Source organism: Streptomyces formicae (genome assembly GCF_002556545.1).
GTDB classification, from domain to species: Bacteria; Actinomycetota; Actinomycetes; order Streptomycetales; family Streptomycetaceae; genus Streptomyces; species Streptomyces formicae_A.
In genome coordinates this window covers 6276031-6301148 of record NZ_CP022685.1, presented here as the reverse complement: position 1 = coordinate 6301148, position 25118 = coordinate 6276031, and the positions used below count along the sequence as shown (strand labels likewise).

Sequence of the window (25118 nt, the reverse complement as noted above, 5' to 3'; positions counted from 1 at the left end):
GCCCGCGCGCTTCCGGACCCCACATACGTATCGGCAAGAACCGCAACAGGAGTGAACCCCCTTGTCCCTTCAGCCCGGTGATGCGCTCACTACCCACAACTTCGGCCTCCAGATCGACGGCGTCATGGTCGAGTACCTCCAGGAGGTCAGCGGCCTGTCGATGGAGCAGGAAGTCATCGAGTACCAGCAGGTCTCGGCGGACGGCAAGCCCGTCGTCAAGAAGATGCCCGGCGTCAAGAAGGCCGGTGAGTGCACCGTCACGCGCGGCATGACGCAGAGCCCGGTCTTCAGCGAGTGGATCAACAAGTCCATCGCCGGTGACATGGGTTCGGCGCGCAAGAACGCCACGATCATGATGATGGACTACCAGAACTCCCCGGTGAAGCGGTACAACCTGCGCAACGCCTGGTGCAGCAAGGTGGAGACCAGCGGGGTCAAGGCCGGCGACGCCGCCGCGCTGACCGAGCAGGTCACCATCGTCTTCGAAGAGCTGGTCATCGAGTAATGCGGCGTGATGGCCCGGCGGCGGGCATGGCAGCGGGTACGGCGGGTCCGGCGGGGCCCGCCGCGGCGGGGACCGGTGCGGGGGCGCGTGAATCCCTGCGTACGGAGTTCGAGTTCGAGCTCCCGCGCGGGTACGTCGACGAGTCGGGCACCGTGCACCGCAACGGCGCGATGCGGCTCGCGACGGCGCGCGACGAACTCGTCCCGCTGCGGGACGTGCGCGTGCGCGAGAACCCCGCCTACCTCTCCGTCGTGCTGCTCGGCCGGGTCATCACCCGGCTCGGCACACTCGGCTCCGTCCACGACGGCACGGTGGAGAACATGTTCGCCTCCGACCTCGCCTTCCTCCAGGACTTCTACCGGCAGATCAACGCGGAGGGGCACACCCGCGCGGCGGTGGCCTGCCCGCACTGCTCGGAGTCCTTCGAGGTCGAGCTGGCCGGGAGCCGCCTGGGGGAATCGTGACGTACGCGGCCGACCGCATCGAGGAGGAAGTCGCGTACCTCGCCTATCACTTCCACTGGGGCCTGGACGACATCCTCGACCTCGAGCACGCCGACCGGCGCGGGTACGTGTCGCGGACGGCCTCGCTGGTGGAACAGGCCGAAGCAGCACGGCAGTGACGGGACAGTGTGGTGTCGGTGGTCGGTGAGTCGAGGTAAGTGATGGGCTTGTTCAGGTGGGGCCGGGGGGATCGGTCCCGGGGGCAGCGGGATGCCGCGGTGACGCCGGGTGCGCCGGTCGCGCCCGAGGCGACCGCTCCGGACGCGGGTGCGGACGGTGTGGTTGCCGCGTCGTCCGGTGCGCCCGGTGCGTCCGGTGCGTCCGGTGCGCCCCGTGACGGTGGCTGGGCCGCCGCGCCGCCCGTCCAGCGGGTGCTCGCCGCGCCGCGCCCGGTCTCCGAGCCCGGCTTCGCCTCGATGCTCGCCACTCACCAGAACCCGTCCTTCGGCGGCCAGTTGGGCCACGCCGTCCGCTCGTCGGCCCCCGGCGGCCTGCTCCGCGACGTGCTCACGCCCGTCGCGGGCACGCCGGGCAGCCTCGACCTGCCGTCGCTCCGGTTGCCGGTGCGGCGGGAGGGCGGGGCCGAGACGGGATCGGCCGAGGTCGGCGACGGGACGGGTGCGTCTGCTGCTTCTGCTACTTCTGCTGCTTCCGGCGCCTTCGGTTCTTCCGGTGGCGGGCAGGCGGCGCCTCGGGGGCGTGGGTCTGCTGCGACGCGGAAGGGGCCGGGGGCTGCTGCGGTGACGCCGCGTACGGCTTCGGCGGGAGGGACTTCTCCGGCTGGAGGGGCTTCTTCGGCGGCAGGTGGGTCTTCGGCCGGGACCGGCGCTCCGGTGCAGCGGGCCGCTTCGGGGTCGTCCAAGGCTGCTCCCGCGCCCGGTGCGGCTTCGGCGCCGGGCAGGGGTCCGGGGGCGAGCGGGGCTTCGGGGTCGTCCACGGCATCCCGTACGTCCGGGGCTTCGGGACCGGCTGCCGTGACTCCCGGTCCGTCCGGGGGCGCCGAGCGGTCCGCCGCTTCCGGCTCGTCCAAGGGGCCGGGGCAGTCCGGGACGTCTCAGCGGCCCTTGTCCTCCGACCCGTCCAGGACCTCCGGTCCGGCCTCGGCCTCCGGCCCCGCCAAGAGGCCCGGCCAGTCCGGGGCATCAGGGCTGCCCGTAACTCCTGGCCCGACCGGCGCTACCCAGCCGCCTTCGGCTTCCGCCCCCGCCAAGGGCTCCGGTCCGGCCCCGGCCTCAGGTCCCGCCAAGGGGACCGGTCCGTCCGGGGCATCGGGGCTGCCCGTGGCTCCTGGCCCGACCGGCGCTACCCAGCGGCCCTCGACCTCCAACCCGTCCAAGAGCTCCGGTCCGGCCTCGGCCTCCGGCCCCGCCAAGGGGCCCGGCCAGTCCGGGGCATCGGGGCTGCCCGTGGCTCCTGGCCCGACCGGCGCTACTCAGCCGCCCTCGGCTTCCGCCCCCGCCAAGGGCTCCGGTCCAGCCCCGGCCTCAGGTCCCGCCAAGGGGACCGGTCCGTCCGGGACCTCGGGGCTGCCCGTGGCTCCTGGCCCGACCGGCGCTACCCAGCCGCCCTCGACCTCCAACCCGTCCAAGAGCTCCGGGCAGGCCCCGGCCTCCGGCCCCGCCAAGAGGCCCGCCCAGTCCGGGGCATCAGGGCTGCCCGTAACGCCTGGCCCGTCCAGCGCCTCCAAGCCGTCGGCACCCGGCCCCGCCACGGGACCCGGTCCGTCCGCACCTGCCCACCGGCCCTTGTCTTCCGACCCCTCCAGGAGCAGCGGTCCTGCCAAGGGGCCCGTCCAGTCCGGGACTTCGGGCCCGACCGGGGCGGGTGGCCCGTCTGCGGCGTCCGGTCCGCCCACGATCGCCAGGTCGGCCAGGACCGGGAACCCGTCCAGCCCATCCGACTCGTCCAGCGCTCCTGGCCCGTCCAGGACCTCGGGACCGGTCGTCCCCCTCAACCCGCCCGCGACCGACGGCCCTTCCGCGACGCCCGGCTCACCCAAGGCCCCGAGTACGTCCGGGACTTCGGGTCCGTCCGGGACCCCTGTCGCGCCCGCGCCGCGCGCCTCGTCGGGCGCCAGCCCCGCCGTCCAGCGCACCGCCGCCGTGCCGCGCGACTCCGGAACACGCACTCCCAGCCGTACGCCCGGACCCTCCGGAACTCCCGACCCTTCCGGAACTCCCGCCACGTCCGCACCCGCTCCCGTCCGTACGGGCGGGTCCGACCGTCCCGGGCGCACCGCGCCACTCGCCGGTGACCGGTCCCTCTCCGTGCCCGGCGCGGACAACTCCCCGGCAGGCGAAGCCCGTACGGCCGACAAGGGCTCGTCCCCCGTACAGCGCAGCGCGAGCGCGCCCTCGGGCGAAGGCCCCGGGCCCCGGCTGACTCCGCTGTCCGACGCGGACGTTCAGGCGCTCGGACCGGCCGTTCCCGTCGTGCAGCGGATGCCCGTGAAGCGGTCGCCGCTGGTTTCCGCGACGCCGCCCGTGGAGCCTCAGCGGCGGTTGTTCCCCGTCGGCTCGGTGCCCACCGTGCCCGCCGTGCCCGCCGCAAGCTCCGCCCCCGCGATGGCCCCCTCAGACCCGGCCCCCTCCGGGCCGACCGAAGTCCCCGGGCCGGTTCCCCCGGCCGGTCCGGGGACGCAGACCCGGACCGCTCGCACGTCCGCGAGCGCGTCCGAGGCGGCGGGTCCCGTCGCTGCACGGGCGGGTACTACCCCCGTTCCGTCCGTGCAGCGTCGGGCCCCGGTTCGCCGGATCCAGCGCAAGCCCGACGGGGGCGGCAGCGCTGCCGCCGCCGCCAAGGGACGTCCCCGTACGGGACTCGGCTCGCCTCTCGCTGAGGTGCCCACCAGCGGCCCCGCGCCCGCGGCCCCGCCCGCACCCGCGCCCAGCAGCAAGGCAGGCTCTCGCCGCAGCCCGATCGGCGCGCCCGTCACGCCCCCGGAGACCTCCGCCCCCGTGCAGCGGGCCGCGGCCAAGGCCGAAGCACCCGCGCCCGCCCCCGCGGACCCGCCGGTGCCGACAGCCACGCCTTTGCCCATGCCCACGCCCCCGCCCACGCCCGCATCGGCGGAGGCACCCGCACCGGTGACCGCGCCCGCCCCCAAGCCCCTCCCCCGGCCCCTCCCCGTCGTGCCCGTCAACCGGCGCATCGCACCCGGGAGTTACCGGCCCGGCGGCCTCGGTGGTCCTCGTCCGCTGCCGCTCAGTTCCTCCCGGGGACTCGCGGTCCCGACGCCGGACGACTCCGGACCCGCGCCCTCCGTACCTCCCACATCTCCCGCATCTCCCGCATCTCCCGCATCTCCGAAGAGCACCACACCTGCACAGGCGGCAGCGTCCGCCCCCGTGCCCCTCCAGCGGTCCGCCGCGACGCCCTTCCACGCCGCGGCCCCCGTCGTCGTACCCCTGGCCAGGCACGCGGCCCAGGCGCCCGCGCGCCCCGCCGTGCCCGCCCCGGCACCGGCCCCCGTGCGCCCCACCGTCCAGCGGCGCGCGGCGGCCCCCACGCCCGCTCCCGCGCCGCCGCCCCCGCCGGCCCCGGCACCCGCACCCGCGCCCGCCCCCGCGCCCCAGCGCCCCGCACCCGTCCAGCGCACCGCCCCCGCCGACCACGGCGGCCAGCAGTCCAGCACCGGCGCCGCGCCCAAGGCGGCGGCACCCGTCGGGGCCTCCGAGTCCGGTCCCTCGTCCCCGGAGCCGCCCGCCCCCGCCGAGATCGACGAGCTCGCCCGGCGGCTCGTCGCGCCCCTGTCCCGGCTCCTGCGGGCCGAGTTGCGCGGTGACCGCGAGCGGCTCGGGCGGCTGCGTGACCACGGCCGCTGATCCGTCCGCCCGCCGTACTCGACCACCCGGTCTCCCCTCCGTCCGCCACAGGAAAGAACAGCCCGATGCCCTCGACCCTGGACCCCGGTTCCACCGTCTTCTTCAAGCTGACCATCGACGGCCAGGACCTCGGCCTGTTCAACGGGTGTGACGGCCTGTCCTCCCAGGTGGAGGTGGAGCAGCGACAGGAGGGCGGCAACAACGGGTTCGTCTGGCAGTTGCCCACCCGCGTGACGTTCTCGACGATCCGGCTGACCCGGCCGCTGACCGCCGACACCTCCCGCGTGGCCGCCTGGATCTCGTCCATCGCGACCGGGATCACGCGACCCACCGCGCAGATCGCCGCGCTGCGCGCGGACGGCTCGATCGTCGCCCAGTGGGGGCTCGTCGAGGTGCTCCCGGTGAGCTGGCAGGGGCCGAGCCTGAGCCCGGACAGCCCCGGCGTGGCGACCGAGACGCTGGAGATCGCCCACCACGGCTTCACCGACGCGGGGGGTGCCTGAGATGGCCGCGCCGTCCGGCGGCAAGGCGGGCGCGAGCCTGGTCCGCGCCGCCCTCGCCATCCACCAGCCGCCCACCGATCTCGGTGGATCGATGGGCGGGCGCATCGGGGAGGTGGAGTTCCAGTTCAACCCGACGCAGCTCCAGATGGGCCGCACCGCGGAGTGGCGCACGCAGCCCGCGGTCGCCTACACGCGGGGCGCACCGCCGAAGTTCACCGGCTCCCAGCCCGCCACGCTGCAGCTTGAGGTCTTCCTCGACTCCTCCGGCAAGCCCAACGGCGGCAAGGTGCAGAAGCAGGTGGAGATGCTGCTCTCCTGCTGCGAGGTGACGCCGCAGAGCGTGTCGACCAAGCGTCCCTCGCCGCCGTGGGTGCGGTTCTCGTGGGGGTCGTTCAACACGGTGCAGTTCGTCGCGTACGTGACCAGCGTCAACGCGACGTACACCCTGTTCAACCCGACCGGCGAGCCGCTGCGCGCCACCTGTTCGCTGGCCCTGACCGAGGTGGCCATGCCCACCAAGGGGCAGAACCCGACCTCGGGCGCGCTGTCCGCGCGGCGCGTGCACCGCACCGTCGCCGGTGACTCGCTGGCCTCGCTGGCCTGGCGCGAGTACGGCGACGCGACGCGCTGGCGGCTGATCGCGGAGGCCAACGACATCGACGACCCGATGCGGCTGCGGCCGGGCACGGAACTGCTCCTGCCCGCCGCCGACGAGCCCCGCATCGCCCCCGTTCACCCGGAGTCCGCATGAGCGAGAAGACGTACACGACAGTCCTGCACGCCGAGATCGGCGGCTCCCGGCTGCCCGACAAGCTGGCCGTGCTGCTCGTGGAGGGCTGGGTGGACTCCAGCGTGAACGTGCCGTCCGCATTCCAGTTGACCTTCGTCGACAGCGGCGGCGACATCCTGGAGAAGTTCCCGCAGATCAAGGTGGGCGCGGAGGCGGTGCTCGCCCCGTTCACCGACGGCGTGCGCGGCAAGCCCATGCTGACCGGCGAGGTGACCGCCCTGGAGGTGGACTCGGACGCGAGCGGCAAGACCCTCGTGGTGCGCGGCTACGACCCGGGGCACCGTCTCCTTCGCAACCGCCGGGTGCAGGGCTATCCGAACATGACGGCCTCCGACATCGTGCGCCGCGTCGCCGGTCTGAACCGCCTCAAGATCGGCAAGATCGAATCCACTCCGACCGTGTACGAGCTGGCGACCCAGCCCAACATCACGGACTGGGACTTCCTGTCCCGCCTCGCCCAGGAGAACGACAGCAGGCTCTCCTTCGACGAGGACGGCAAGCTGAACTTCGCGGGTCTCAAGCCCGCCGCGGGGGCGCCCGCCGACACCACTCCGTCCTCGCAGAGTCCGTACGTCCTGGAATTCAGGCACAACGCCCTGCACAGCCGGGTCGCGGTGACCGCGTCGGGGCAGGTGGCCACCGCCGGTGCGCGCGGCTGGGACGTGCGGTCCAAGCGCGCCCTTTCTTCGACGTCCCCGGCCACCGTCAGCAAGGACATCGACGCCGGCATCACCCCGGCGCAGCTGTCCCAGCCGTTCGGCAAGTCCGAACTCACCAGCACGCAGACGCCGTACACCACCCAGGCCCAGGTGCGGCACGCCGCCAAGTCGCTCGCCGACGACGTGTCGGGCTCCTTCGCGGAGCTGGAGGTCGCGGTCACCGGCAACCCCGACCTGCAGCCGGGCAGGCCGGTGGCGCTCAAGGGCGCGGGCTTCCCCTTCGAGGGGAAGTACACGGCGACCGGGGTGCGCCACGTCTTCGAGTCCGGGCGTCCCTTCACCACCTGGCTGACCGTGTCGGGGCGGCAGTTCCGTTCGCTGTACGGGCTCGCTTCCGGCGGCGCGGACGCCGCGCCGCCGATGCCGGGCGTCGCCATGGCGCTGGTCAGCAACGCCAAGGACCCGCTGAAGATGAACCGGGTCAAGCTGCGCTTCCCGTGGCTCTCGGACACCTACGAGAGCGACTGGTGCCGGATCGCCCAGCTGGGCGGCGTACGCGGTGGCGGTCTGATCATGCCGGAGGTGGGTGACGAGGTGCTCGTCGCCTTCGACCGGGGCTCGCTGGAGCACCCCTACGTGCTCGCCGGTCTGTACAACGGCAGGGACAAGCCGACGCCGAACACGGACGGGCTCCAGCCGATCGACCCGACCAGCGGGCGGGTCAACTGGCGCTCCATCTCCTCGCGCAGCGGCCACACCATGGAGCTCGTCGACGCCAAGTCCCGCATGAAGAGCGGCATCAGGCTCCAGACCGGCAACGGCCGCCTCACCGTCCACATGGACGAGACGAAGACCAGCGTGACCATCAAGAGCGACGGCTCCGTCTCCATCACCGGGACCCGGAACGTCAGCATCAAGGCGGGCGGCAACCTCTCGCTGACCGCGGGCGGTTCGCTGACGATGAGCGCGGGCGGGGCGGTCGACATCAAGGCGGGCGCCAAGTTCGGCGTGATGGCGGGCGCCGCGGCCGACATCAACGCGACCGGCGCCGTCAGCCTCAAGTCGGCGGGCGCGGTGGCCGTCAACTCGGTCGGCGCGGTCTCCGTCACCGCGGTCGGCGCCGTGGCCGTCCAGGCGGGCGCGGCGGCGGCGATCAGCTCGCCCGCCACGGTCGCGCTGAGCGCACCGGCCGTCCTGCGCAACGGCATCCCGTTCTAGAGGACGTGAGGAAGTGGAGTCACATGTGCCGCAAGGGGGTCACCGGAGATGAGTGAACAGTTCGTCGGCGCGGGCTGGACCTTCCCGCTGCGCACGGACGCGGGCGGCGGCATCGCGCTCGCCCGCCGCGAGCGCGAGATCGAGGAGTCGATCAGGCTGGTCCTCGCCACCGCGCCCGGCGAGCGGCCGATGCGGCCCGAATTCGGCTGTGCCGTCCACGACATGGTCTTCGCGCCGGTCAACGAGGCGACGGCGGGCCGGATCCGGTACGAGGTGCGGTCCTCGCTCGACCGCTGGGAGCCGCGGATCGAGGTCATCGACGTCGAGGTCAGCCCCGCCCCCGACGACCCGTCCGTCCTGTTCATCGACGTGAGCTACAGCGTGCGCGGCACCAACAACCCGCGCAGCCTCGTCTTCCCCTTCTACGTGATCCCTTCCACGGAAACCGAAAGCGGAGTCTGAAGTCCGATGGCCCTGCCCGCACCCCACCTCGACGACCGGCGCTTCCAGCAGTTCGTCGACGACGCCAAGCGCTACATTCAGCAGCGCTGCCCGGAGTGGACCGACCACAACGTCTCCGACCCGGGCGTCACCCTCATCGAGGCGGTCGCGCACATGGCCGACCAGGTCGTCTACCGCCTCAACCGGGTGCCGGAGAAGAACCACCTGGCCTTCCTCGACCTGCTCGGCGTCACCCTCTTCCCGCCCGCCGCGGCCCGCGCCGACGTCACCTTCTGGCTCTCCGCGCCGCAGACCGAGCCGGTGGTCCTGCCCGCCGGTACGGAGGTGGCCACCAGCCGCACCGAGACCGAGGAGGCGGTGGCCTTCGCCACCGAGGACGACCTGACGGTGGTGCCCTGCGAGCTGGAGTCGGTCCTTCGCCAGGAGTCGGGCGGCACCCCGCAGGACTGCGGCCAGGACGTCTTCGGCGGCCGCGACGTGGCCGCCTTCTCGGCCTCGCCGCAGCCCGGCGACACCCTGCTGTTCGGGCTCAGTTCGCCGGTCCCGCGCTGCGCCGCCGTGCTCCAGCTCGACAGCCGCGTCGACGGCGTCGGCGTCGACCCGCGCCAGCCGCCCCTGGTGTGGGAGGCGTGGACCGCGGAGGGCTGGACGGAGTGCGAGGTGGAGGAGGACTCCACCGGTGGCCTCAACCGGCCGGGCGACGTGGTCCTGCACATCCCCGTGGGGCACACCGTCTCGCGGATCGGCCGACAGGACGCGGGCTGGCTGCGCTGCCGGGTGACCGAGGCCGTGCAGGGCCAGCCCTTCTACAGCGCCTCGCCGACCGTGCGTGCCGCGTCCGCCTTCACCATCGGCGGTACGACGGCGGTGGCGCACGCCGACGTGGTGCGCGACGAATCGCTCGGTGACTCCTCCGGCGTGCCGGGGCAGCGGCTGCGGCTCGCCCAGGCGCCGGTCGTCGCCGACCGGCCGCCGCTGGTCCTGGAGATCGCCGAGCACTCCGCCGACGACGGGGGCGACGGCGAGAACGAGGGCGCGGGCTGGCACCAGTGGCAGGTCGTCTCCGACTTCGCCTCGTCGGGCCCCTTCGACCCGCACGTGACGCTCGACGCGGCGACCGGCGAGATCGCGTTCGGCCCCGCGGTGCGCGAACCCGACGGCTCCCTGCGGCAGTTCGGCGCGGTGCCCGCCAAGGGCGCGGCGATCCGCGCGACCCGCTACCGCACCGGCGGCGGCCGCGCGGGCAACGTGGCGCGCGGCGCCATCCAGGTGCTCCGCAGCTCCATCCCGTACGTCGCCCGCGTGGAGAACCGGGAGGCGGCGCGCGGCGGCGTGGACGGCGAGACCGTGCAAGAGGCCAAGGTCCGCGCGCCGATCGCGCTGCGCGCCCAGGAGCGCGCGGTGACCGCGCGCGACTACGAGGAGCTCGCGCGGCGCGCGGCGCCCGAGACGGCCCGCATCCACTGTCTGGCCGCGGACGCCGCCGAGGCGGGCGAGAACGCCGTGCGGGTTCTCGTCGTCCCGCAGGCCGTGTCGGACCGGGGCGGACGGCTCCGCTTCGAGCAGCTGGTGCCGGGCGAGGAACTCCTCTCGCGCGTCACGCAGTTCCTCGACGACCGGCGCCCGATCGGCACCCGGCTCGCGGTCGGGCCGCCGTTCTACCAGGGCGTCACGGTCGTCGCCACGCTGCACTCCTTCCGCGCCGCCCAGTCGGAGAAGGTGCGCACCGAGGCGCTCGACGCGCTGTACGCCTACCTGGACCCGCTGACCGGCGGCGCGCACGGCGACGGCTGGCCGTTCGGGCGTCCGCTGCGCGCGGGTGAGATCTTCGCCGCGCTGCAGCGCGTGCCCGGCGTCGAGCTGGTCGACGAGGTGCTCCTGCACCCCGCGGACCCGCTGACCGGGCGGCGCGGTGACGCCACCGACCGCATCGACCTCGCGCCGTCCGCGCTGCTGTTCCCCTTCGACCACCGCGTCCGCGTCATCGAGGCCCGATGAGCGGGCAGAACGGCGACGGGTCCGGCGCCGCGTCCATGTCCAAGGGCGCGGGGTCGTCCTCCGCGTACATGTCCAAGGGCTCGCCGTCCGCCGGGCAGGGGACCGGGAACGGCGCCGAGAACGGCACCGGGCCCGCGACCGTGTCGCACCGGGGCAGCATCGCGACGCTCGGCTCCGCCCATCCGCTCGACGAGCAGCTCCCCGCCGTCTTCGCCGACGACGACTTCGTGCTGCGGTTCGTCTCCGGGCTCGACGTCGTGCTCGCCCCCGTCTTCACCGTCCTCGACTGTCTGGAGGCGTACTTCACGCCCGCCCTGGCGCCCGAGGACTTCCTCGGCTGGCTGACCGACTGGGTCGGCACGGAGCTCGACGGCACGGAGCCGCTGGTGCTCCGTCGGCACGCGGTGGCCTCGGCGGTCGCCCTGCACCGGGTGCGCGGCACCCGGCGCGGCCTGGCCGCCGCCGTCGAACTCGCCTTCGGGGTACGGCCCGAGATCACCGAGAGCGGCGGCGCCACCTGGTCGGCGCGGCCGCTCGGCTCCTTTCCCGGCAACCCGCGCCCCGGACTGCACATCGCTCTGCCGGTCCGCGACCCGGCGTCGGTGGACGAGCACCGCCTGCACGCCGTCGTCGCCGCGGCCCGCCCCGCCCACCTCCCCTTCACGGCCGAGGTGACCACCACACCGTCCCTGAGGGAACCCACCCATGACCGAGAAGCCTGAGATGCCCGACTCCCCTGCGAACACCGCTCCCTGCCCCGAGTGCGGCACCCCGGCCCGCAAGCACGGCCAGTCCTTCTGCGACTCCTGCGGCGCCTTCCTGCGCTGGGACACCCCGGCCGCCCCCGCGGGCACCGGGCCCGGCGCTCCCCCCGCCGACGACGCCGTGCCCGACCTGCCGCCGGGCCCGGCGCGGGACCACGCGCGGGAGGGCTCCGTGCCCGGCGCGTCGGCGACGACCGTGCCGCTGCCGACGGCCGCGCCCGGCGAGCCCGCCCAGCCCCCGCACGCCCCGCAGCAGCAGGCGGCCCACCCCGACGGCGGTTACGCCCGCCAGGACGACCAGCGGCCGCCCGCCGGGAACTCCGACACCGCGATCAGGTCGCTGCTCGTGCCGGTGCCCGAGTCCGAGCCCGTCGCACCGCCCGAGGCGCCGGGCGGCGTGCTGCCCGGCAGGCCCGAGGCCGCCCGCCCCAGGGTGCGCCAGGCCGCCGTGCCCGCCGAGCCCGAGTCGGGCATGCCGTGCCCGGGCTGCGGGACCCCCAACGCGCCGCGCAGGAACTTCTGCCGCAGCTGCGCGACGCCCCTGAAGGACCACTCGGGCCCGGCGGCCGAAGGCCCGTACGCCGGTCAGCGGCCGCGCCTGAACCGGGACCGCACCCGGTGGATCTACCGCGCCGTGGTGGCCGCGATCGTCGTCGGCGTGGTGCTCGGCGGGATCTTCGGCGGACCGCCCGCCGCGCGGGCCGTGCAGGACCACTTCGCCAAGCGGGTCCCGGTCCGTCCGACGGACTTCAGCGCCTCGCACTCCTCGCCCAAGCACGGCCCCAAGGTGGCCTTCGACGGCTACTCCAACACCTGGTGGGGGACGGGCTATTCGGGCGACTCGGCGGGCCAGTGGCTGCAGGCCGAGTTCGGCCAGCCCACCGACCTGCTCAACCTGCTGATCACGCCCGGCACGTCGCCGCGCACCGCGCAGGCCGCCGAGCAGGCGCGTCCCATGGAGTTCGACCTCGTGGTGACGGACTCGGCGGGCAAGGAGCGCACCTTCAAGCGCCGGATCAACGACGGCGGCGCGCAGAAGGTCGACGTGCGGGTCCGCGACGCGGTCTCCGTCCGCCTGGTGGTCCGCTCCGCGTACGGCGCGGGCGACAAGCGCCAGCTGGCCATCGCCGAGCTGGAGTACTTCGGCAGGTCGACCGGCGGCCAGTGAGCCGGTAGGCGAGGGCGGGGGCGGTCCGGTGCCGGGCCGCCCCCGCCTTGTCGGTGGCGCGTGCCATGACCGCTCGCATGACCGTGACACTCCCCCACCGGGCGAACTCGTCGACCGTGTAGGTCGATGCCGACCTCGACCTGCCGGGCCTGCTCCTGCGCGTACGCCAGGTCCAGACGCTGCACGACGGCGTCGGCGGCCTGTCCCGCATGGTCGAACACGCCGCCAATTCCCCCGCAGTTGCGGGCGGTTAGGAGTGCGACCGCGGCTGAGCGCCCCCGACCTGGTTGCCGTGGCCGCCGGGGCGCTGGGCGTCGGCACGGACGCGGCGGAGCTCCCTCTGCAACTGCTCACCCTGCCCCGCCCGACCGACCGCGACGGGCGCAGTGGAGACGGGCAAGCGCCCACGCGCGGGCCGCACGGCGTTCGTGCCGGGCGGCTGGACCGAGGCCAAGGCCCCGCACCCTGCTCCCGCCCCTCCCTGCCCGCGAGTTGTTCACCCGGGCCTGGCCAAGGCCGAGGAATGGCATCCTGTCCGAGACGGTGCCGAAGCCGTGGACGGCAGGCGCCCCCATCACGGAGATGACGAGAGGACGCGGTCAGTGAGCGACTGGATACGGTGCTTCCACCCCGCCCCCGAGGCCCCGGCCCGGCTGCTCTGCTTCCCGCACGCGGGTGGCTCGGCCAGTGCCTACCACCCGCTGTCGGCCGCCGTCAGCGGCACGGTGGAGCCGCTGGTCGTGCAGTACCCGGGCCGGCAGGACCGGCACGGCGAGCCGTTCGCCGAGCGGACCGAGCAGGTCGTCGACGCGGTGGTGGGCGCGCTTCCGCGACGCCGAGGAGACGCCCCGCTCGCCCTGTTCGGACACAGCATGGGCGCGGTCATCGCCTACGAGACGGCCCGGCGCCTGACGGCCCAAGGGCGCCCGCCCGTAGCCCTGTTCGTCTCCGGACGCCAGGCACCCGCGCTGCCGCGCAGGACCGCAGGACCGCGCCCGGCCCGCGAGCTGAGCGACGCCGAACTCCTCGAAGACATGCGGCAGTTGTCCGGCACGGCCGACGAACTGCTCACCGACCCCGACCTGCTGCCGCTCATCCTTCCGCCGATGCGCGCCGACTACCAGCTGCTCGACGACCACGTCCACCGCGCGGGCCCCCGCCTCACCTGCCCGATCATCGCCCTGACCGGCGACAGCGACCCCCGCGTCGCCCCCGACGGCGTACGCCCCTGGGCGGACGAGACGAGCGCGGCCTTCGACTGCCACGTCCTGGCGGGCGGCCACTTCTTCCTGGACGCCCACCTGCCGTACGTCACGGAGGTCATCGCCTCCGCACTGCGCCACCGCGAGACCGAGGGCGCCCGGGTGGGCTGACGCCGTGGCCCGCCGGGACGTCAGGCGGACGCACGCCTCTTGGCCGTCGTCTTCTTCCCCGTAGCCGACTTCTTCTGCGTCGCCTTCTTGGAAGCGGCCGCCTTGCGCCCCGACTGCGCCGACTTGGACGCGGACTTCTTCGCGGGCGCGGCCGCCGCCTTCTTCTTGGTGGCGGTCGACTTCTTGCCCCCCACCTGCTTCGGAGCGGCAGGGGCCGACTTGCCGCGCCGGGACGGCAACGGAGTCACCTCCGCCACCTCCTCGCCGCCCTCGCCCCGCGCGGAGCGGGCCGCGCGCACACTGCTCTCCAGAGCGGCCATCAGATCGATGACCTTGCCGCCCCCCGCCTCGGCGGCGGGCGTCTGCTCCGTGGGGGCCGTCCCCCCGACCTTCGCGGCGATGAGCTCCTCGACCGCGTCGCGGTAGTCGTCGTGGAGCGTGGAGATGTCGACCTCGCCGAGGGTGTCCATCAGGGCGTCCGCCAGGTCGAGTTCGGCGTCGCGGACGGTGACGTGCGAGTCGGGCGCGACGCCTTCGGGGACCCGGATCTCGTCCGGCCAGAGCAGCCCGTGCATGGCGATCACGTCGTCGACCACCCGCAGCATGCCGAGCCGCTCCTTGCCCCGCAGTGCGAACTTGGCGATGGCGACCTTCTTGCTGCGCTTCAGCGCCTCGCGCAGCAGCGTGTAGGGCTTGGCGGCGGGGACGCCGTTCGCCGAGAGGTAGTACGCCGCGTCCATCTGGAGCGGATCGATGCGGTCGGCGGGGACGAAGGCGACGATCTCGATCGTCTTGGCGGTCGGGATCGGCAGCGCGGCCAGGTCCTCGTCCGTGATGGGGATGACGGAGCCGTCCGCGTCCTCGTACCCCTTGCCGATCTCCGCCGACGTCACCTCGCGGTCCTCCAGCTCGCACACCTTGCGGTAGCGGATCCGCCCGCCGTCCTCGGTGTGGATCTGACGGAAGGAGATGGAGTGGTTCTCCGTGGCGTTCACGAGCTTGATCGGGATGCTGACCAGACCGAAGGAGATCGCACCGTTCCATATGGATCGCACGTCCGGCACCTCTCACGGGTGAGACAGAGGAGAAAGTCGACATATCCCAATTTATGGGACTCTCATCGTATGACGCCGATCACGGAGGTGGAGGGCCGAAGGCTCGCGCTCAGCAACCTGGAGAAGGTGCTGTACCCGGCGGTCGGCTTCACCAAGGGCGAGCTGCTGCACTACTACGCCAGCACGGCGGGCGCCCTCCTCGCGCACCTCCACAACCGGCCCGTCTCGTTCCTGCGCTACCCGGACGGCCCCGAAGGACAGCGCTTCTTCGCCAAGAACGTGCCGCCGGGCACCCCCGCCTGGGTGCGCACCGCCGACGTGCCCCGCTCCGACGGCACCGCGCGCCAGATCCTCGTCCAGGACCTGGCCACGCTGATGTGGGCGGCCAACCTGGTCACCGAGTTCCACACCCCGCAGTGGCAGGCGGACGCCCCGGGACAGGCCGACCGCCTGGTCCTCGACCTGGACCCCGGCGCCCCCGCCACCGTCGTGGAGTGCTGCGCGGCCGCGCTCTGGCTGCGGGAGCGGCTGACGGCGGACGGCCTCCACGTGTACGCGAAGACGTCGGGCAGCAAGGGCCTGCACCTGCTCGTACCGCTGGAGCCGACCCCCGCCGAACGGGTCACGGCGTACGCGAAGGAGCTGGCCGTCGAGGCCGAGCGCGAGCTGCCCGCGCTCGTCGTGCACCGGATGACGCGGAGCCTGCGCCCCGGCAAGGTCTTCGTCGACTTCAGCCAGAACGCCGCGGCGAAGACGACCGCCACGCCCTACACCCTGCGGGCCCGCCCCGAGCCGACGGTCTCCACCCCGGTGACCTGGGCGGAGATCGAGGAGTGCGACGACCAGGAGCAGCTGGTCTTCCGCGCGGACGACATCGCGCCCCGCCTGCGCAGGTACGGGGACCTGCTCGGCCCGCTCATCAACCTCAACCGGGCCAGACCGCTGCCCGCGCGGGCGGCGCGGTGAGCCCGATCGACGCTCCCGTCCGGGTGGCCCTCGCCAAGGCGGTGAGCGCGCTGCCGGAGGGCGGCGGCTGGGCCTACGAGCCCAAGTTCGACGGCCACCGCCTGGTCGTGCACCGCGCGGCGGACGGCCGGGTGACGCTCCAGGCGCGCTCCGGGCGCCTGGTCACGACGGCCTTCCCCGACCTCGTGGAGGCGGCGGCCGCGCTGCCCGCGGGCACGGTCCTGGACGGCGAGGTCGTGGTGTGGACCGAGGGCCGCATCGACTTCGCCGCCGTCCAGCGGCGGGCCGCGGCCACGCGGACGCACGCCACCCAGCTCGCCAGGGCCCTGCCCGCCTCGTACGCCGCCTTCGACCTGCTCACCGAGGACGGCACGGACCGCAGGAGCGCGCCGTACGCGGAACGCCGCGCCCACCTCGTACACCTGCTCGAACCGCTCGGGCCTCCCCTCCAGGCGGTCCCCTCGACGACAGACCGCGCACTGGCGCTGACCTGGTACGAGACGCTGCCCTCGACCGGCGTCGAGGGCCTGGTGATCAAGCGGCTCGACGGCGCGTACCGGGGCGGCACGCGCGCGTGGCTGAAGCTGCGGCACAGCGACACCCGCGACGCGGTGGTCATCGGCTGCACCGGAGACCCCGCGCGCCCGCAGGCCCTGGTCCTCGCCCTGCCGGGCGACGGCACCCCGGTGGTGTCGTCCCCGCTCTCGCCCGCCGTGCGCGCGGCCGCCGCACGGACGCTGCCCGCACCGGCGGGCGAGGGCGTGGCGACGGCGATCGGCATCGGCGACGTCACGTACGCGGCGCTGCCCGCGGAGCCGGTGGTCCTGGTCGAAGTCCGGCAGAACACGACCCGGCACGCGACGGCGGTGGTGGTGCGGTTCCGCACGTGAGCGCCGTCGCGCGCACCGCGGACATGTGACGGGCATCACCACTCATCAAGTTTGACTAGTGAGCATCCGAGGCATACCTTCTCCATCAGTAGTCAAACTTGGCGAGTTGCTGAACAAGGAGACCGTGTGACCTTCCTTCCCGAGACCGGATACGCGCCGACCGACGAGGACCGCGCGAGCCTGGACGCCTGGTTCGCCGCCTACGACGGGCACAGCGCGCGGCGCGACGTGGAGCGCATGGCCGACCTGGCCGTCTTCCCGCTCAACCTGGTCAGCGACGACTCCGCGGGCGACGGGCGGGCCGCGCAGTGGGACCGGGAGCAGTTCGTGGGCACCATGACGCACGTGATGGGCGAGGGCGGCGAGGACATCACCTTCGAGTCCACGCGCACGCCCGTCTTCCTCTCCCCCGCGATGGCCGTCGTCTTCACCGACTCGGTGATGACGGCGAACGGCGAGAAGCAGCACCTGCGGTACGCCGACATCCTGATCAGGCGCGGCGGATCCTGGGCGTTCCAGACGATGATCCAGGGCGGCTGGGGAGACAACCTGTAAGCGCCACCGGCCCCCGCGCGGCCGTCAGACGCGCTGCCAGGTACGGCGGTCCCTGGCCAGCGCGTGCAGCGCCTCCACGTCGGCCGGTTTCAGCACGCCGCCCAGACGCGCGAGGCCCGGCAGGTCCGGCTCGCGCAGGACCCGCACGTCGCGCGGCGGCGCCGCGAGGTGCAGGTCCACCGCGCCGGTCCCCGCGATGGCGAGGACCGGCCGGACCTCCGCCGTCAGCGCGAAGGAGGCGCGGCCCGCGTCGGAGCGCAGCCCGCGCAGCAGCGGTACGGGGTCTCCCCTGCCGACCGTCACCAGCGGGTCGGCGATGCGCACCCGCTGCTTGCGGACGGCGAGGGTGCCCACGCAGAACAGCCCGCCGGGCCCGATCAGCAGGTGGTGGACGCGGGCGCCACCGGGCAGCGGGATCGAGTGGAGCACGCGCCAGCCCGCGCCTTCGAGCCCGTCGAGCGCGGCGCCGACGGCCTTCTCGCCGACGAGCGCGCTGTGCCTGGCGTCGGCACGCAGCCTGCGGGGCGCCACCGGGTCGCGCTCCAGGGCGATCCGCAGGGCCTCGCCGGGCCGGTTCGGCGCGAGGTCGTCATCGGGGTGCAGGGCCATGCGGGCCATCTCGACGGGGGTCGGCACCGGCGGCGGGCCCACCGCGACCTGACCGGTGAGGAAGGGCCCGAGAGCGTCGAGCACCTCCGCCTCGCGGTCCTCGCTCAGCAGGTTCACCCGGGACGTCTCCCGGTCGTACCACGCCACATTCCTGCCGTCGGCGAGGCAGACGTAAAGCCGCTCCTGGCCATGCCGCCAAGCCGGTACGACGCGCAGTCCGCTCATGCACCACCACCCCCTCGACCATGGGAGCAGCCCGGAAGCCCGGGGGCAAGAACCCGGTGGGGGCGGAGAGAAGTTGGGGCGTCTTTGCGCCGACTTCGGCCGTTCCCCGCGTGATGTCCCTCCGGTCCCGTAACGGCACTGCCTGCACAGCTATGGCGGGCTGTTACGTAGCCGCTGAATTGCCGCAACGGCAGACATCTAGCTTCGTAGATGTCCACCCCACCGCACCGGAGCGACCAGCCGACAGACCGTAAGGAACGTCCCGTGAGCACCCACCGCCGCCACCCCCTCCTCCGCACCGCCGCCGTCTCCACCCTCGTCGGCGGCGCGCTGCTGATACCAGCGGCGGGCGCCTTCGCGGCCACCCCCTCGCCCGAGCCGACCGCCTCGCAGCCGAGCGACAAGCGGGGACCCGTCTTCGAGGTCACCCTCGGCAACGGCGCCAAGGCCAAGGTCCAGAACCGCGGCGGCGCGTACGTCGCGACGATCTCCGTCAAGGGCAAGGAGACCGCGACCCTCTCCGCCACCCACTCGACCACCACCCAGGACGGCGTGCGGTACGAGCTCTACCCCTCCAACGGCCACATCGGCATCACCTACCTGAAGGGCGAGCACGAGCGGCAGGCCACCCCGAAGGGCGGCGTCAAGGCCGGCGCGGAGGGCGTGCACGGCGCCGGTGACCCCGCCTTCCTGGTGGCGGGCGGCGGGATGGCGGCGGCAGGTGCGGCGGGCCTCGGCTTCGCGATGCTGCGCCGGGGCCGCACGGACGCCTGACGCCGCACCCCCCAGAAGCCCCCCTCCCCCGCTTCCCTCCCTCCCAGGAGCCCTCGTGAGCACCCCCACCGACTACGAGCCCGTCGAGACCCCCGAAGGCCCCGAGGCCCGACAGCGCCGCCACACCCTCCGCATCGCCGCCTCCGCGGCGCTCCTGGTGACCCTCGGCGTCGGCCTGATCGCCTGCGGCCAGGGCGGCAAGGGCGACCCGGCCCCCGACGTGAAGGTCGACAACGCGGCCACCACGCAGGCCAGGCAGTCCCCCGAGTCGCTGAAGGCGTCCAAGCCGACCGGTCTGCGGATCCCCTCGGCGGGCGTCGACGCCACGTCGATGCTCGACCTGGGCGTGGGCGCGGACAAGGCGCTCGAAGTGCCGCCGGTGGACAAGGCCGACGAGCCCGGCTGGTGGACCGGTGGCGTCACGCCCGGCGAGAAGGGCGCGGCCGTGATCGTCGCGCACTACGACACGGCCAAGGGCCCCGCGCTGATGAAGAACGTCGCGAAGGTCAAGGTCGGCGACACTGTGCAGGTGCCCCGCGCGGACGGCTCGACGGCGACGTTCAAGGTCCGCGAGATCCAGCAGGTCGACAAGAAGGACTTCCCCACCAATAAGGTGTACGGGGCGACCGACCGACCCGAACTCCGCCTGCTGACCTGCGGCGGACCCATCGTGGACGGTCACCGCTCGGACAACATCATCCTCTACGCCGACCTGGTGTCGTAACAACAGGCCTGGTGCCACGACAGGCCGCGCCCCGCGGCAGGCAGGAGTGCAGTGAACCGCAGCCGCCTCGCGCTCGCCGCGGCCCTCACCGCGGCTGCCGCGCTCCTCGTCGCCGGTTGCGGCGACCCGGGCGGACTGCGCGGGGCCGGGGCGACGCCGACCGCCGAGGGCCCCACCCACCTCTGGCCCGACCTGCCGCCGCCGTCCGCGCCCGCCGAGGACTACGGCGCGATAGAGGCCGTGAAGGTCACGGGCGTGAAGGTGCCGGGCGGCGATCTGCACAAGGTCGACCCGGCCGACGTCGTGCGCGCGGACTTCATCCAGAACCCGGGGACGTACGAACCCTCCGACACCGCCTACAAGAAGACCGTCGACCGGCTCAAGGACTGCGCCGCCGACAACTCCGGCGGTACGGGGCGCTGCCCGGTCCTCAAGGCGTACTACCGCGATCTGACCGGCGACGGCAAGGACGACCTGATCGTCGGCATCTCGACGCCCGACGACAACCTCGACATCCGCGTCTACGCCGAGGAGGACCGGCGCCTGACGCAGATCATGGAGATGAGCGATGCCGTGCTCGGCGTCGAACTGGCGGGCCGCGACCTGATCATCCGGGCGATCTCCAGCCTGCCGGGGTACGAGTACCACACGGTCTGGTCCTGGGACGCGCACCAGAAGACGATGCTGCCGACCAGCGACGAGATCGTCCGCTCCGCGAACGCGTCCCGCCCCAAGTCGCCCAGGCCGTCCCCCGCGAGGCCCTCCGGGAGCGCCTCGCCGTCCGCGGGTGGGAGCCGATGACCCGCCGTCAGCCGCGCGGTCCGCGGCTGCCCGCGTGGACGGCGACGCTCACCTGGAAAGCGGCCGTCTTCATCACCGTGATGTGCTGCGCGCTCGCCGCGATGCTCGGCGCGCTCGTGCACGTCTCGGTGACCAACCAGACCGTGGGCCAGGCCCGCGAGCGCGCGCTCGTCCGCCTCAAGGACGTCACCGAGCGGTACGAGGCGGGCGACCGGCTCGGCCCCGGCGCGGGCGTCGATCCCGCGGGCCTGCCCGAGAGCCTGCGCGACCTCGCGGTGAGCGGACAGCGCGCCACGATGGTCGCCGCCCACGAGTCCCGGCCCACCATGTGGGCGGCGGGGCCCGCCGACGGGGGGCGCGCCATCGCCGTCCAGGTCGACTACGCGCAGGGCGCCCGCACCATCGACGGCCTCGACCGGGCCATCCTCGGCTCCTCCGCCCTGGCGATCGGCGCGACGCTGCTCGTCGGCGCGTTCGCGGTGACCCGGGTGACGCGGCGCCTGCACCAGACGGCGCAGGTGGCCAGGAAGATCAGCGCGGGCGACCTCGACGCGCGCGTCAACGACCCGCACTCGGGTCCTTCCGCCCAGGGCACGCCGCGCCACCAGGACGAGGTCGCCGCGGTGGCCGGGGCCCTGGACACCATGGCGTCCTCGCTCCAGGGCAAGCTCCTGAGCGAGCAGCGCTTCACCGCGGACGTGGCGCACGAGCTGCGCACCCCGCTGACCGGCCTGCACGCGGCGGCCGAACTGCTGCCACCGGGACGGCCCACGGAACTGGTGCGGGACCGGGTCGCCGCGCTGCGCACGCTGACCGAGGACCTCCTGGAGATCTCGCGGCTCGACGCGAAGAGCGAGCGGGTGGACCTGGACGCGCACCGGCTCGCTCCACTGGCGGAACGGGTGGTGCGTTCTTCGGGCCCCGGCACGGAGCTCGTCGTCGTACGCGACGTGTGCGTGGAGACCGACCGGCGGCGCCTGGAGCGGGTGCTCGGGAACCTGGTCGCCAACGCGCTCAAGCACGGGCGGGAGCCGGTGGTCGTGACGGTCGACGGGCCCGTGGTCACCGTGCGGGACCACGGGGACGGGTACCCGGACTATCTCGTGGAGCACGGGCCCCAGCGGTTCCGTACCGAGGGCACGACGAAGGGGCACGGTCTTGGCCTCACCATCGCGCTGGGGCAGACGCGGGTGCTCGGCGCCCGCCTGACGTTCGCCAACGCTCCCGGCGGAGGCGCCCTCGCCACGTTGCGGCTCCCCTACGAGGAACCGCCCGAGGCGGACTCGGACGGCGCCGAGGACGCCCCGTAAGGGGCGCGGGGAACTGCGCGAGCGACCACGAAGAAGTCGCAGCCGCGTCTGCCGAGGTCCCGGCAGTCGCGACTGCGGCTTTTCGCGCGCTGAGCGCGCAGTTCCCCGCGCCCCTGACGGGGCGTGTGCCATTGCACACGCCCCGTGCCACTTTTACGGTGAATTGCGGCTTAAGTGACGCCGCAACACTCCCCGAGGAGGCCCCATGTCCCTGCGGACCACCACCACCCGGCTCGGCATAGTCGCCGCCGGCGGCGCCGTCGCCGCGCTGACCGTCGCCGGTCCCGCCGCCGCCCTGGACGACTCGAACAACCACCCGCCCGTCTACAAGGGGCGCGTCACCGCCAAGACCGGACTCCTGCTGCGCGACGCCCCGACCCGCGGCAGCCGCGTGATCCGCAGCGAGCCGTACGGCAAGGTCGTCACCATCTACTGCAAGACCACCGGCGACACCGTGGGCCGCAACAACCTCTGGTACCTCCTCACGGACGGGACCTGGGCCTGGGGCGCCGCGCACTACATCGCCAACATCGGACAGGTCCCGCGCTGGTGCTGAACGTCGACATAGTCGACATAAGCGGACTTTAGGTCCCGTCACTTGCTACGTTCCCGGCATGAGCGGAACAAGAGCGGGCACGGCATCCACCGTGGTCCCCGCTGTCCGCGTCCCCCGGCGCCGTGGCACCGAACTGGCCCTGCTCGTCGTCGCCGTCCTGCTCTCCGTGTACGGCTACTGCGACGTCGGCCTCGCGAAGAACGGCACCGTCCCGCCCGGCGCCGCCGGATACGGCGCCGGGCTCGGCGTGCTCGCGCTCCTCGCGCACCTCGCCGTCCGCTTCCGCGCCCCGTACGCCGATCCGCTGCTCCTGCCGATCGCGGTGCTCCTCAACGGCCTCGGGCTCGTCCTCATCTACCGGCTCGACCTGGAGACCCCCCACGACGAGGCGGCGCCCACCCAGCTGATCTGGTCGACCATCGGCGTCGGCCTGTTCATCGCCGTCGTGCTCGTCCTGCGCGACCACCGGGTGCTCCAGCGCTACGCCTACCTCTCCGTCGTCACCGCGCTGGTCCTGATGATCGTGCCGATCTTCTTCCCCGCCGTGAACGGCGCCCGGATCTGGATCAGGATCGGCGGCTTCTCCATCCAGCCCGGCGAGTTCGCCAAGATCCTGCTCGCGGTCTTCTTCGCCAGCTATCTGGCGGCCAACCGCAACGCGCTCGCCTACACGGGCCGCACCGTCTGGCGGTTCAAGCGGCTCCAACTGCCCACCGGACGCGTCCTCGGCCCCATCGTCGCCATCTGGCTGCTGAGCGTGGGGGTCCTGGTCCTGGAGCGCGACCTCGGCACCTCGCTGCTCTTCTTCGGGCTCTTCGTGATCCTGCTGTACGTCGCCACGGGGCGCACCGGCTGGATCGCGGTGGGCCTGCTGCTCGCCGCGCTCGGCGCGTTCGCGGTCGGCTCGCTCGAACCGCACGTGCACAGCCGCGTCACCGACTGGCTGCACCCCTTCGCCTCCATCGACGCGGGGCAGGGCCCCAACCAGCTCGCCCAGTCCCTCTTCTCCTTCGCGGCGGGCGGGATGCTCGGCACCGGGCTCGGCGCGGGCCACTCCATCCTGATCGGCTTCGCCGCGAAGTCCGACTTCATCCTGGCGACGGCGGGCGAGGAGCTGGGCCTCGCGGGGCTCTGCGCGATCTTCCTGCTCTACGCCCTGCTCGTGGAGCGCGGCTACCGCGCGGGGCTCGCGCTGCGCGACTCCTTCGGGCGGCTGCTCGCCATCGGGCTCGCCTCGATCGTCGCGCTCCAGGTGTTCGTGATCGCGGGCGGCGTGATGGGGCTGATCCCGCTCACCGGCATGGCGATGCCGTTCCTCGCCCAGGGCGGCTCGTCCGTCGTCACCAACTGGATCATCGTGGCGCTGCTCATCCGGGTCAGCGACTCGGCGCGCGGCCAGCCGCTCGGCAAGGAGGCCAGGTGACCCGCTACATCCGGCACGCCGCCGCGTTCTGCGCGCTGCTCCTGATCGCGCTGCTCGTCAACGCCACCCGTGTGCAGGTCGTGCAGTCCGACGCGCTCGACGACAACCCGGCCAACCGCAGGGGCGCCATCGTCCGCTTCGACCAGCCGCGCGGCGACATCGTCGTCGACGACCGCCCGGTGACCGGCTCCAAGGACACCGGGGAGCAGCTCCGCTACGAACGCACCTACAAGAACGGGCCGTTGTACGCCCCGGTGACCGGCTTCGCCTCGCAGGTGTACGGCACGACGTTCCTGGAGAACGCCGAGGACGACATCCTCTCCGGCACCGACCCGATGCTCGCCCCGCTCCCCCTGTGGAACGACATCACGCGCGCGCAGAATCCCGGCGGCAAGGTCGTCACCACCATCAAGTCGGCCGTGCAGCAGGCCGCTTACGCGGGGCTCGGCGGAAAGAAGGGCGCGGTCGCCGCGATCGAGCCGTCCACCGGGAAGATCCTCGCGCTGGTGAGCACCCCTTCGTACGATCCCGAACGGCTCTCCGGGACGAGCAAATCGGTGGCGGACTCCTGGGCGGAGCTGAACGGCAGCGCCGCCAAGCCGATGCTGAACCGGGCGATCCGCCAGACCTATCCGCCGGGGTCGACGTTCAAGGTGGTGACGGCCGCCGCGGCGCTCGACGCGGGCGTGGTGACGGACCTGGACGCGGCGACCAAGTCCCCCAACCCGTACACGCTGCCCGGCACCAGCACCCAGCTGACCAACGAGGTGGACGGCTGCACCAACGCGAGCCTGCGCTACGCCTTCGAGTGGTCGTGCAACACGGCCTTCGCCAAGCTCGGCGTCGACACCGGGCTGAGCGACATGGCGGGCACGGCGCGGAACTTCGGGTTCAACGACAGCGGCCTGAGGATCCCCTCGTCCGTCGCGGCCAGCAACTTCGACACCTCGATGGACAAGGCGCAGCTGGCGCTCTCCGCCATCGGGCAGTACGACACCCGGGCCACCCCGCTCCAAATGGCGATGGTCGCGGCGGCCGTCGCGAACGGCGGCTCGGTCAAGTCCCCCTACCTGGTGGACCGTACGACCACGCGGGACGGCGACGTCGTCGACACCACCGGGACCAAGACCCTGCGCCAGGCGATGAATCCGGCCACCGCGATGCAGCTGCGCGAGATGATGACGGACGTCGTCGAGGAGGGCACGGGGACGAACGCGGCGATCCCCGGGGCGACGGTGGGCGGCAAGACCGGCACCGCCCAGCACGGCATCGACAACTCCGGCACGCCGTACGCCTGGTTCGTCTCCTGGGCGCAGGCCGCCGACTCCGGGGAGCCCGCGGTGGCCGTCGCCGTGGTCGTCGAGGACGCGGCGGCGGACCGAGGGGACATCAGCGGGGGCGGCAGCGCGGCCCCGATCGCCAAGGCGGTGATGGAGGCGGCGCTGAAGCACTGACGCCCCCGG

The 25118-nt window shown here is 73.5% G+C and carries 25 protein-coding genes; 22 read left to right on the top strand and 3 right to left on the bottom strand.

Annotated features, from left to right (window positions below; genetic code table 11):
* Positions 1-61 precede the first annotated feature (61 nt).
* From KY5_RS27740 to KY5_RS42265, 3 genes are read left to right on the top strand one after another with little or no spacing between them, the layout of a single operon-like run.
* A complete protein-coding gene (locus KY5_RS27740; RefSeq protein WP_055548986.1) occupies positions 62-505 on the top strand; it encodes a phage tail protein in 444 nt (147 codons plus the stop codon).
* Positions 505-969 (top strand): hypothetical protein, encoded by a 465-nt coding sequence (locus KY5_RS27735; RefSeq protein WP_098244779.1) that lies wholly within the window; start codon positions 505-507, stop codon positions 967-969. The genes KY5_RS27740 and KY5_RS27735 overlap by 1 nt, the downstream gene beginning before the upstream one ends.
* Positions 966-1127: a DUF6760 family protein gene (locus KY5_RS42265; RefSeq protein ID WP_098244778.1), complete on the top strand. Its 162-nt coding sequence runs from the start codon at positions 966-968 to the stop codon at positions 1125-1127. Before KY5_RS27735 ends, KY5_RS42265 begins: the two co-directional genes overlap by 4 nt.
* Before the next feature lie 1313 nt (positions 1128-2440).
* Here KY5_RS42265 and KY5_RS27725 read toward each other — a convergent pair.
* Positions 2441-3136: a hypothetical protein gene (locus tag KY5_RS27725; protein WP_159072606.1), complete on the bottom strand. Its 696-nt coding sequence runs from the start codon at positions 3134-3136 to the stop codon at positions 2441-2443.
* 1219 nt (positions 3137-4355) lie between these two features.
* Here KY5_RS27725 and KY5_RS27720 point away from each other — a divergent pair.
* The 9 genes from KY5_RS27720 (at position 4356) to KY5_RS27675 (ending at position 13767) form a co-directional block, all read left to right on the top strand.
* On the top strand, positions 4356-4832 hold the full coding sequence (locus tag KY5_RS27720; RefSeq protein WP_098244776.1) for a hypothetical protein: 477 nt from the start codon (positions 4356-4358) through the stop codon (positions 4830-4832).
* Positions 4833-4897: 65 nt separating this feature from the next.
* A complete protein-coding gene (locus KY5_RS27715; protein ID WP_098244775.1) occupies positions 4898-5335 on the top strand; it encodes a phage tail protein in 438 nt (145 codons plus the stop codon).
* Between the two features lies 1 nt (position 5336).
* The gene (locus KY5_RS27710; protein ID WP_098244774.1) at positions 5337-6086 is read left to right on the top strand and encodes a LysM peptidoglycan-binding domain-containing protein; all 750 of its coding nucleotides are present in this window, start codon (positions 5337-5339) and stop codon (positions 6084-6086) included.
* Positions 6083-8002 carry a VgrG-related protein gene (locus KY5_RS27705; RefSeq protein WP_098244773.1) on the top strand — a complete coding sequence of 640 codons (1920 nt, stop codon included), beginning with the start codon at positions 6083-6085 and terminating at the stop codon, positions 8000-8002. Before KY5_RS27710 ends, KY5_RS27705 begins: the two co-directional genes overlap by 4 nt.
* A gap of 48 nt (positions 8003-8050) precedes the next feature.
* Positions 8051-8464: a GPW/gp25 family protein gene (locus KY5_RS27700; RefSeq protein WP_055546149.1), complete on the top strand. Its 414-nt coding sequence runs from the start codon at positions 8051-8053 to the stop codon at positions 8462-8464.
* A gap of 6 nt (positions 8465-8470) precedes the next feature.
* Positions 8471-10462: a putative baseplate assembly protein gene (locus KY5_RS27695; protein ID WP_098244772.1), complete on the top strand. Its 1992-nt coding sequence runs from the start codon at positions 8471-8473 to the stop codon at positions 10460-10462.
* A 140-nt stretch (positions 10463-10602) separates the two neighbouring features.
* On the top strand, positions 10603-11184 hold the full coding sequence (locus KY5_RS27690; protein WP_418952879.1) for a phage tail protein: 582 nt from the start codon (positions 10603-10605) through the stop codon (positions 11182-11184).
* Complete coding sequence (locus KY5_RS27685) at positions 11168-12394, top strand: discoidin domain-containing protein (RefSeq protein WP_098244771.1); 1227 nt, start codon at positions 11168-11170, stop codon at positions 12392-12394. The genes KY5_RS27690 and KY5_RS27685 overlap by 17 nt, the downstream gene beginning before the upstream one ends.
* A gap of 602 nt (positions 12395-12996) precedes the next feature.
* Positions 12997-13767 carry a thioesterase II family protein gene (locus KY5_RS27675; RefSeq protein ID WP_098244769.1) on the top strand — a complete coding sequence of 257 codons (771 nt, stop codon included), beginning with the start codon at positions 12997-12999 and terminating at the stop codon, positions 13765-13767.
* 20 nt (positions 13768-13787) lie between these two features.
* Here KY5_RS27675 and KY5_RS27670 read toward each other — a convergent pair whose 3' ends face one another.
* Positions 13788-14822 (bottom strand): Ku protein, encoded by a 1035-nt coding sequence (locus tag KY5_RS27670; protein ID WP_098247515.1) that lies wholly within the window; start codon positions 14820-14822, stop codon positions 13788-13790.
* A 69-nt stretch (positions 14823-14891) separates the two neighbouring features.
* Between KY5_RS27670 and ligD the strand changes: the two genes are divergently transcribed.
* From ligD to KY5_RS27655, 3 genes are all read left to right on the top strand, one after another.
* Positions 14892-15788: a non-homologous end-joining DNA ligase gene (ligD, locus tag KY5_RS41900; protein WP_098244768.1), complete on the top strand. Its 897-nt coding sequence runs from the start codon at positions 14892-14894 to the stop codon at positions 15786-15788.
* Positions 15785-16678 (top strand): ATP-dependent DNA ligase, encoded by an 894-nt coding sequence (locus KY5_RS41895; RefSeq protein ID WP_098244767.1) that lies wholly within the window; start codon positions 15785-15787, stop codon positions 16676-16678. Before ligD ends, KY5_RS41895 begins: the two co-directional genes overlap by 4 nt.
* A 126-nt stretch (positions 16679-16804) precedes the next feature.
* Positions 16805-17233: a hypothetical protein gene (locus KY5_RS27655; RefSeq protein ID WP_098244766.1), complete on the top strand. Its 429-nt coding sequence runs from the start codon at positions 16805-16807 to the stop codon at positions 17231-17233.
* 24 nt (positions 17234-17257) lie between these two features.
* On the opposite strand, the gene KY5_RS27650 is transcribed toward KY5_RS27655, so the two are convergent.
* Positions 17258-18067, bottom strand: coding sequence for a nuclease-related domain-containing protein (locus KY5_RS27650; RefSeq protein WP_098244765.1), 810 nt, complete (start codon positions 18065-18067; stop codon positions 17258-17260).
* A 264-nt stretch (positions 18068-18331) separates the two neighbouring features.
* Here KY5_RS27650 and KY5_RS27645 point away from each other — a divergent pair, with 264 nt between their 5' ends.
* From KY5_RS27645 to KY5_RS27615, 7 genes are all read left to right on the top strand, one after another.
* Positions 18332-18841 carry a hypothetical protein gene (locus KY5_RS27645; protein ID WP_098244764.1) on the top strand — a complete coding sequence of 170 codons (510 nt, stop codon included), beginning with the start codon at positions 18332-18334 and terminating at the stop codon, positions 18839-18841.
* A gap of 55 nt (positions 18842-18896) precedes the next feature.
* Positions 18897-19565: a class F sortase gene (locus tag KY5_RS27640; RefSeq protein WP_234362886.1), complete on the top strand. Its 669-nt coding sequence runs from the start codon at positions 18897-18899 to the stop codon at positions 19563-19565.
* A gap of 51 nt (positions 19566-19616) precedes the next feature.
* A complete protein-coding gene (locus tag KY5_RS27635; protein ID WP_098244763.1) occupies positions 19617-20366 on the top strand; it encodes a hypothetical protein in 750 nt (249 codons plus the stop codon).
* A complete protein-coding gene (locus KY5_RS27630) occupies positions 20363-21676 on the top strand; it encodes an ATP-binding protein (RefSeq protein ID WP_098244762.1) in 1314 nt (437 codons plus the stop codon). The genes KY5_RS27635 and KY5_RS27630 overlap by 4 nt, the downstream gene beginning before the upstream one ends.
* A 205-nt stretch (positions 21677-21881) precedes the next feature.
* Positions 21882-22232 (top strand): SH3 domain-containing protein, encoded by a 351-nt coding sequence (locus tag KY5_RS27625; protein ID WP_098244761.1) that lies wholly within the window; start codon positions 21882-21884, stop codon positions 22230-22232.
* 58 nt (positions 22233-22290) lie between these two features.
* A complete protein-coding gene (locus KY5_RS27620; RefSeq protein ID WP_098244760.1) occupies positions 22291-23655 on the top strand; it encodes an FtsW/RodA/SpoVE family cell cycle protein in 1365 nt (454 codons plus the stop codon).
* Positions 23652-25109, top strand: a complete 1458-nt coding sequence (locus KY5_RS27615) for a penicillin-binding transpeptidase domain-containing protein (protein WP_098244759.1) — start codon at positions 23652-23654, stop codon at positions 25107-25109. Before KY5_RS27620 ends, KY5_RS27615 begins: the two co-directional genes overlap by 4 nt.
* Positions 25110-25118 lie beyond the last annotated feature (9 nt).

Excerpts from the sequence above, each read along its gene's own strand:
- KY5_RS27700 (WP_055546149.1), top strand. The coding sequence starts at position 8,051 with ATGAGTGAACAGTTCGTCGGCGCGGGCTGGACCTTCCCGCTGCGCACG.
- KY5_RS27625 (WP_098244761.1), top strand. The coding sequence starts at position 21,882 with ATGTCCCTGCGGACCACCACCACCCGGCTCGGCATAGTCGCCGCCGGC.
- KY5_RS27620 (WP_098244760.1), top strand. The coding sequence starts at position 22,291 with ATGAGCGGAACAAGAGCGGGCACGGCATCCACCGTGGTCCCCGCTGTC.
- KY5_RS27650 (WP_098244765.1), bottom strand. The coding sequence starts at position 18,067 with ATGAGCGGACTGCGCGTCGTACCGGCTTGGCGGCATGGCCAGGAGCGG.
- KY5_RS27695 (WP_098244772.1), top strand. The coding sequence starts at position 8,471 with ATGGCCCTGCCCGCACCCCACCTCGACGACCGGCGCTTCCAGCAGTTC.
- KY5_RS27705 (WP_098244773.1), top strand. The coding sequence starts at position 6,083 with ATGAGCGAGAAGACGTACACGACAGTCCTGCACGCCGAGATCGGCGGC.
- KY5_RS27710 (WP_098244774.1), top strand. The coding sequence starts at position 5,337 with ATGGCCGCGCCGTCCGGCGGCAAGGCGGGCGCGAGCCTGGTCCGCGCC.
- KY5_RS27630 (WP_098244762.1), top strand. The coding sequence starts at position 20,363 with ATGACCCGCCGTCAGCCGCGCGGTCCGCGGCTGCCCGCGTGGACGGCG.
- ligD (WP_098244768.1), top strand. The coding sequence starts at position 14,892 with ATGACGCCGATCACGGAGGTGGAGGGCCGAAGGCTCGCGCTCAGCAAC.
- KY5_RS27715 (WP_098244775.1), top strand. The coding sequence starts at position 4,898 with ATGCCCTCGACCCTGGACCCCGGTTCCACCGTCTTCTTCAAGCTGACC.
- KY5_RS27735 (WP_098244779.1), top strand. The coding sequence starts at position 505 with ATGCGGCGTGATGGCCCGGCGGCGGGCATGGCAGCGGGTACGGCGGGT.
- KY5_RS27685 (WP_098244771.1), top strand. The coding sequence starts at position 11,168 with ATGACCGAGAAGCCTGAGATGCCCGACTCCCCTGCGAACACCGCTCCC.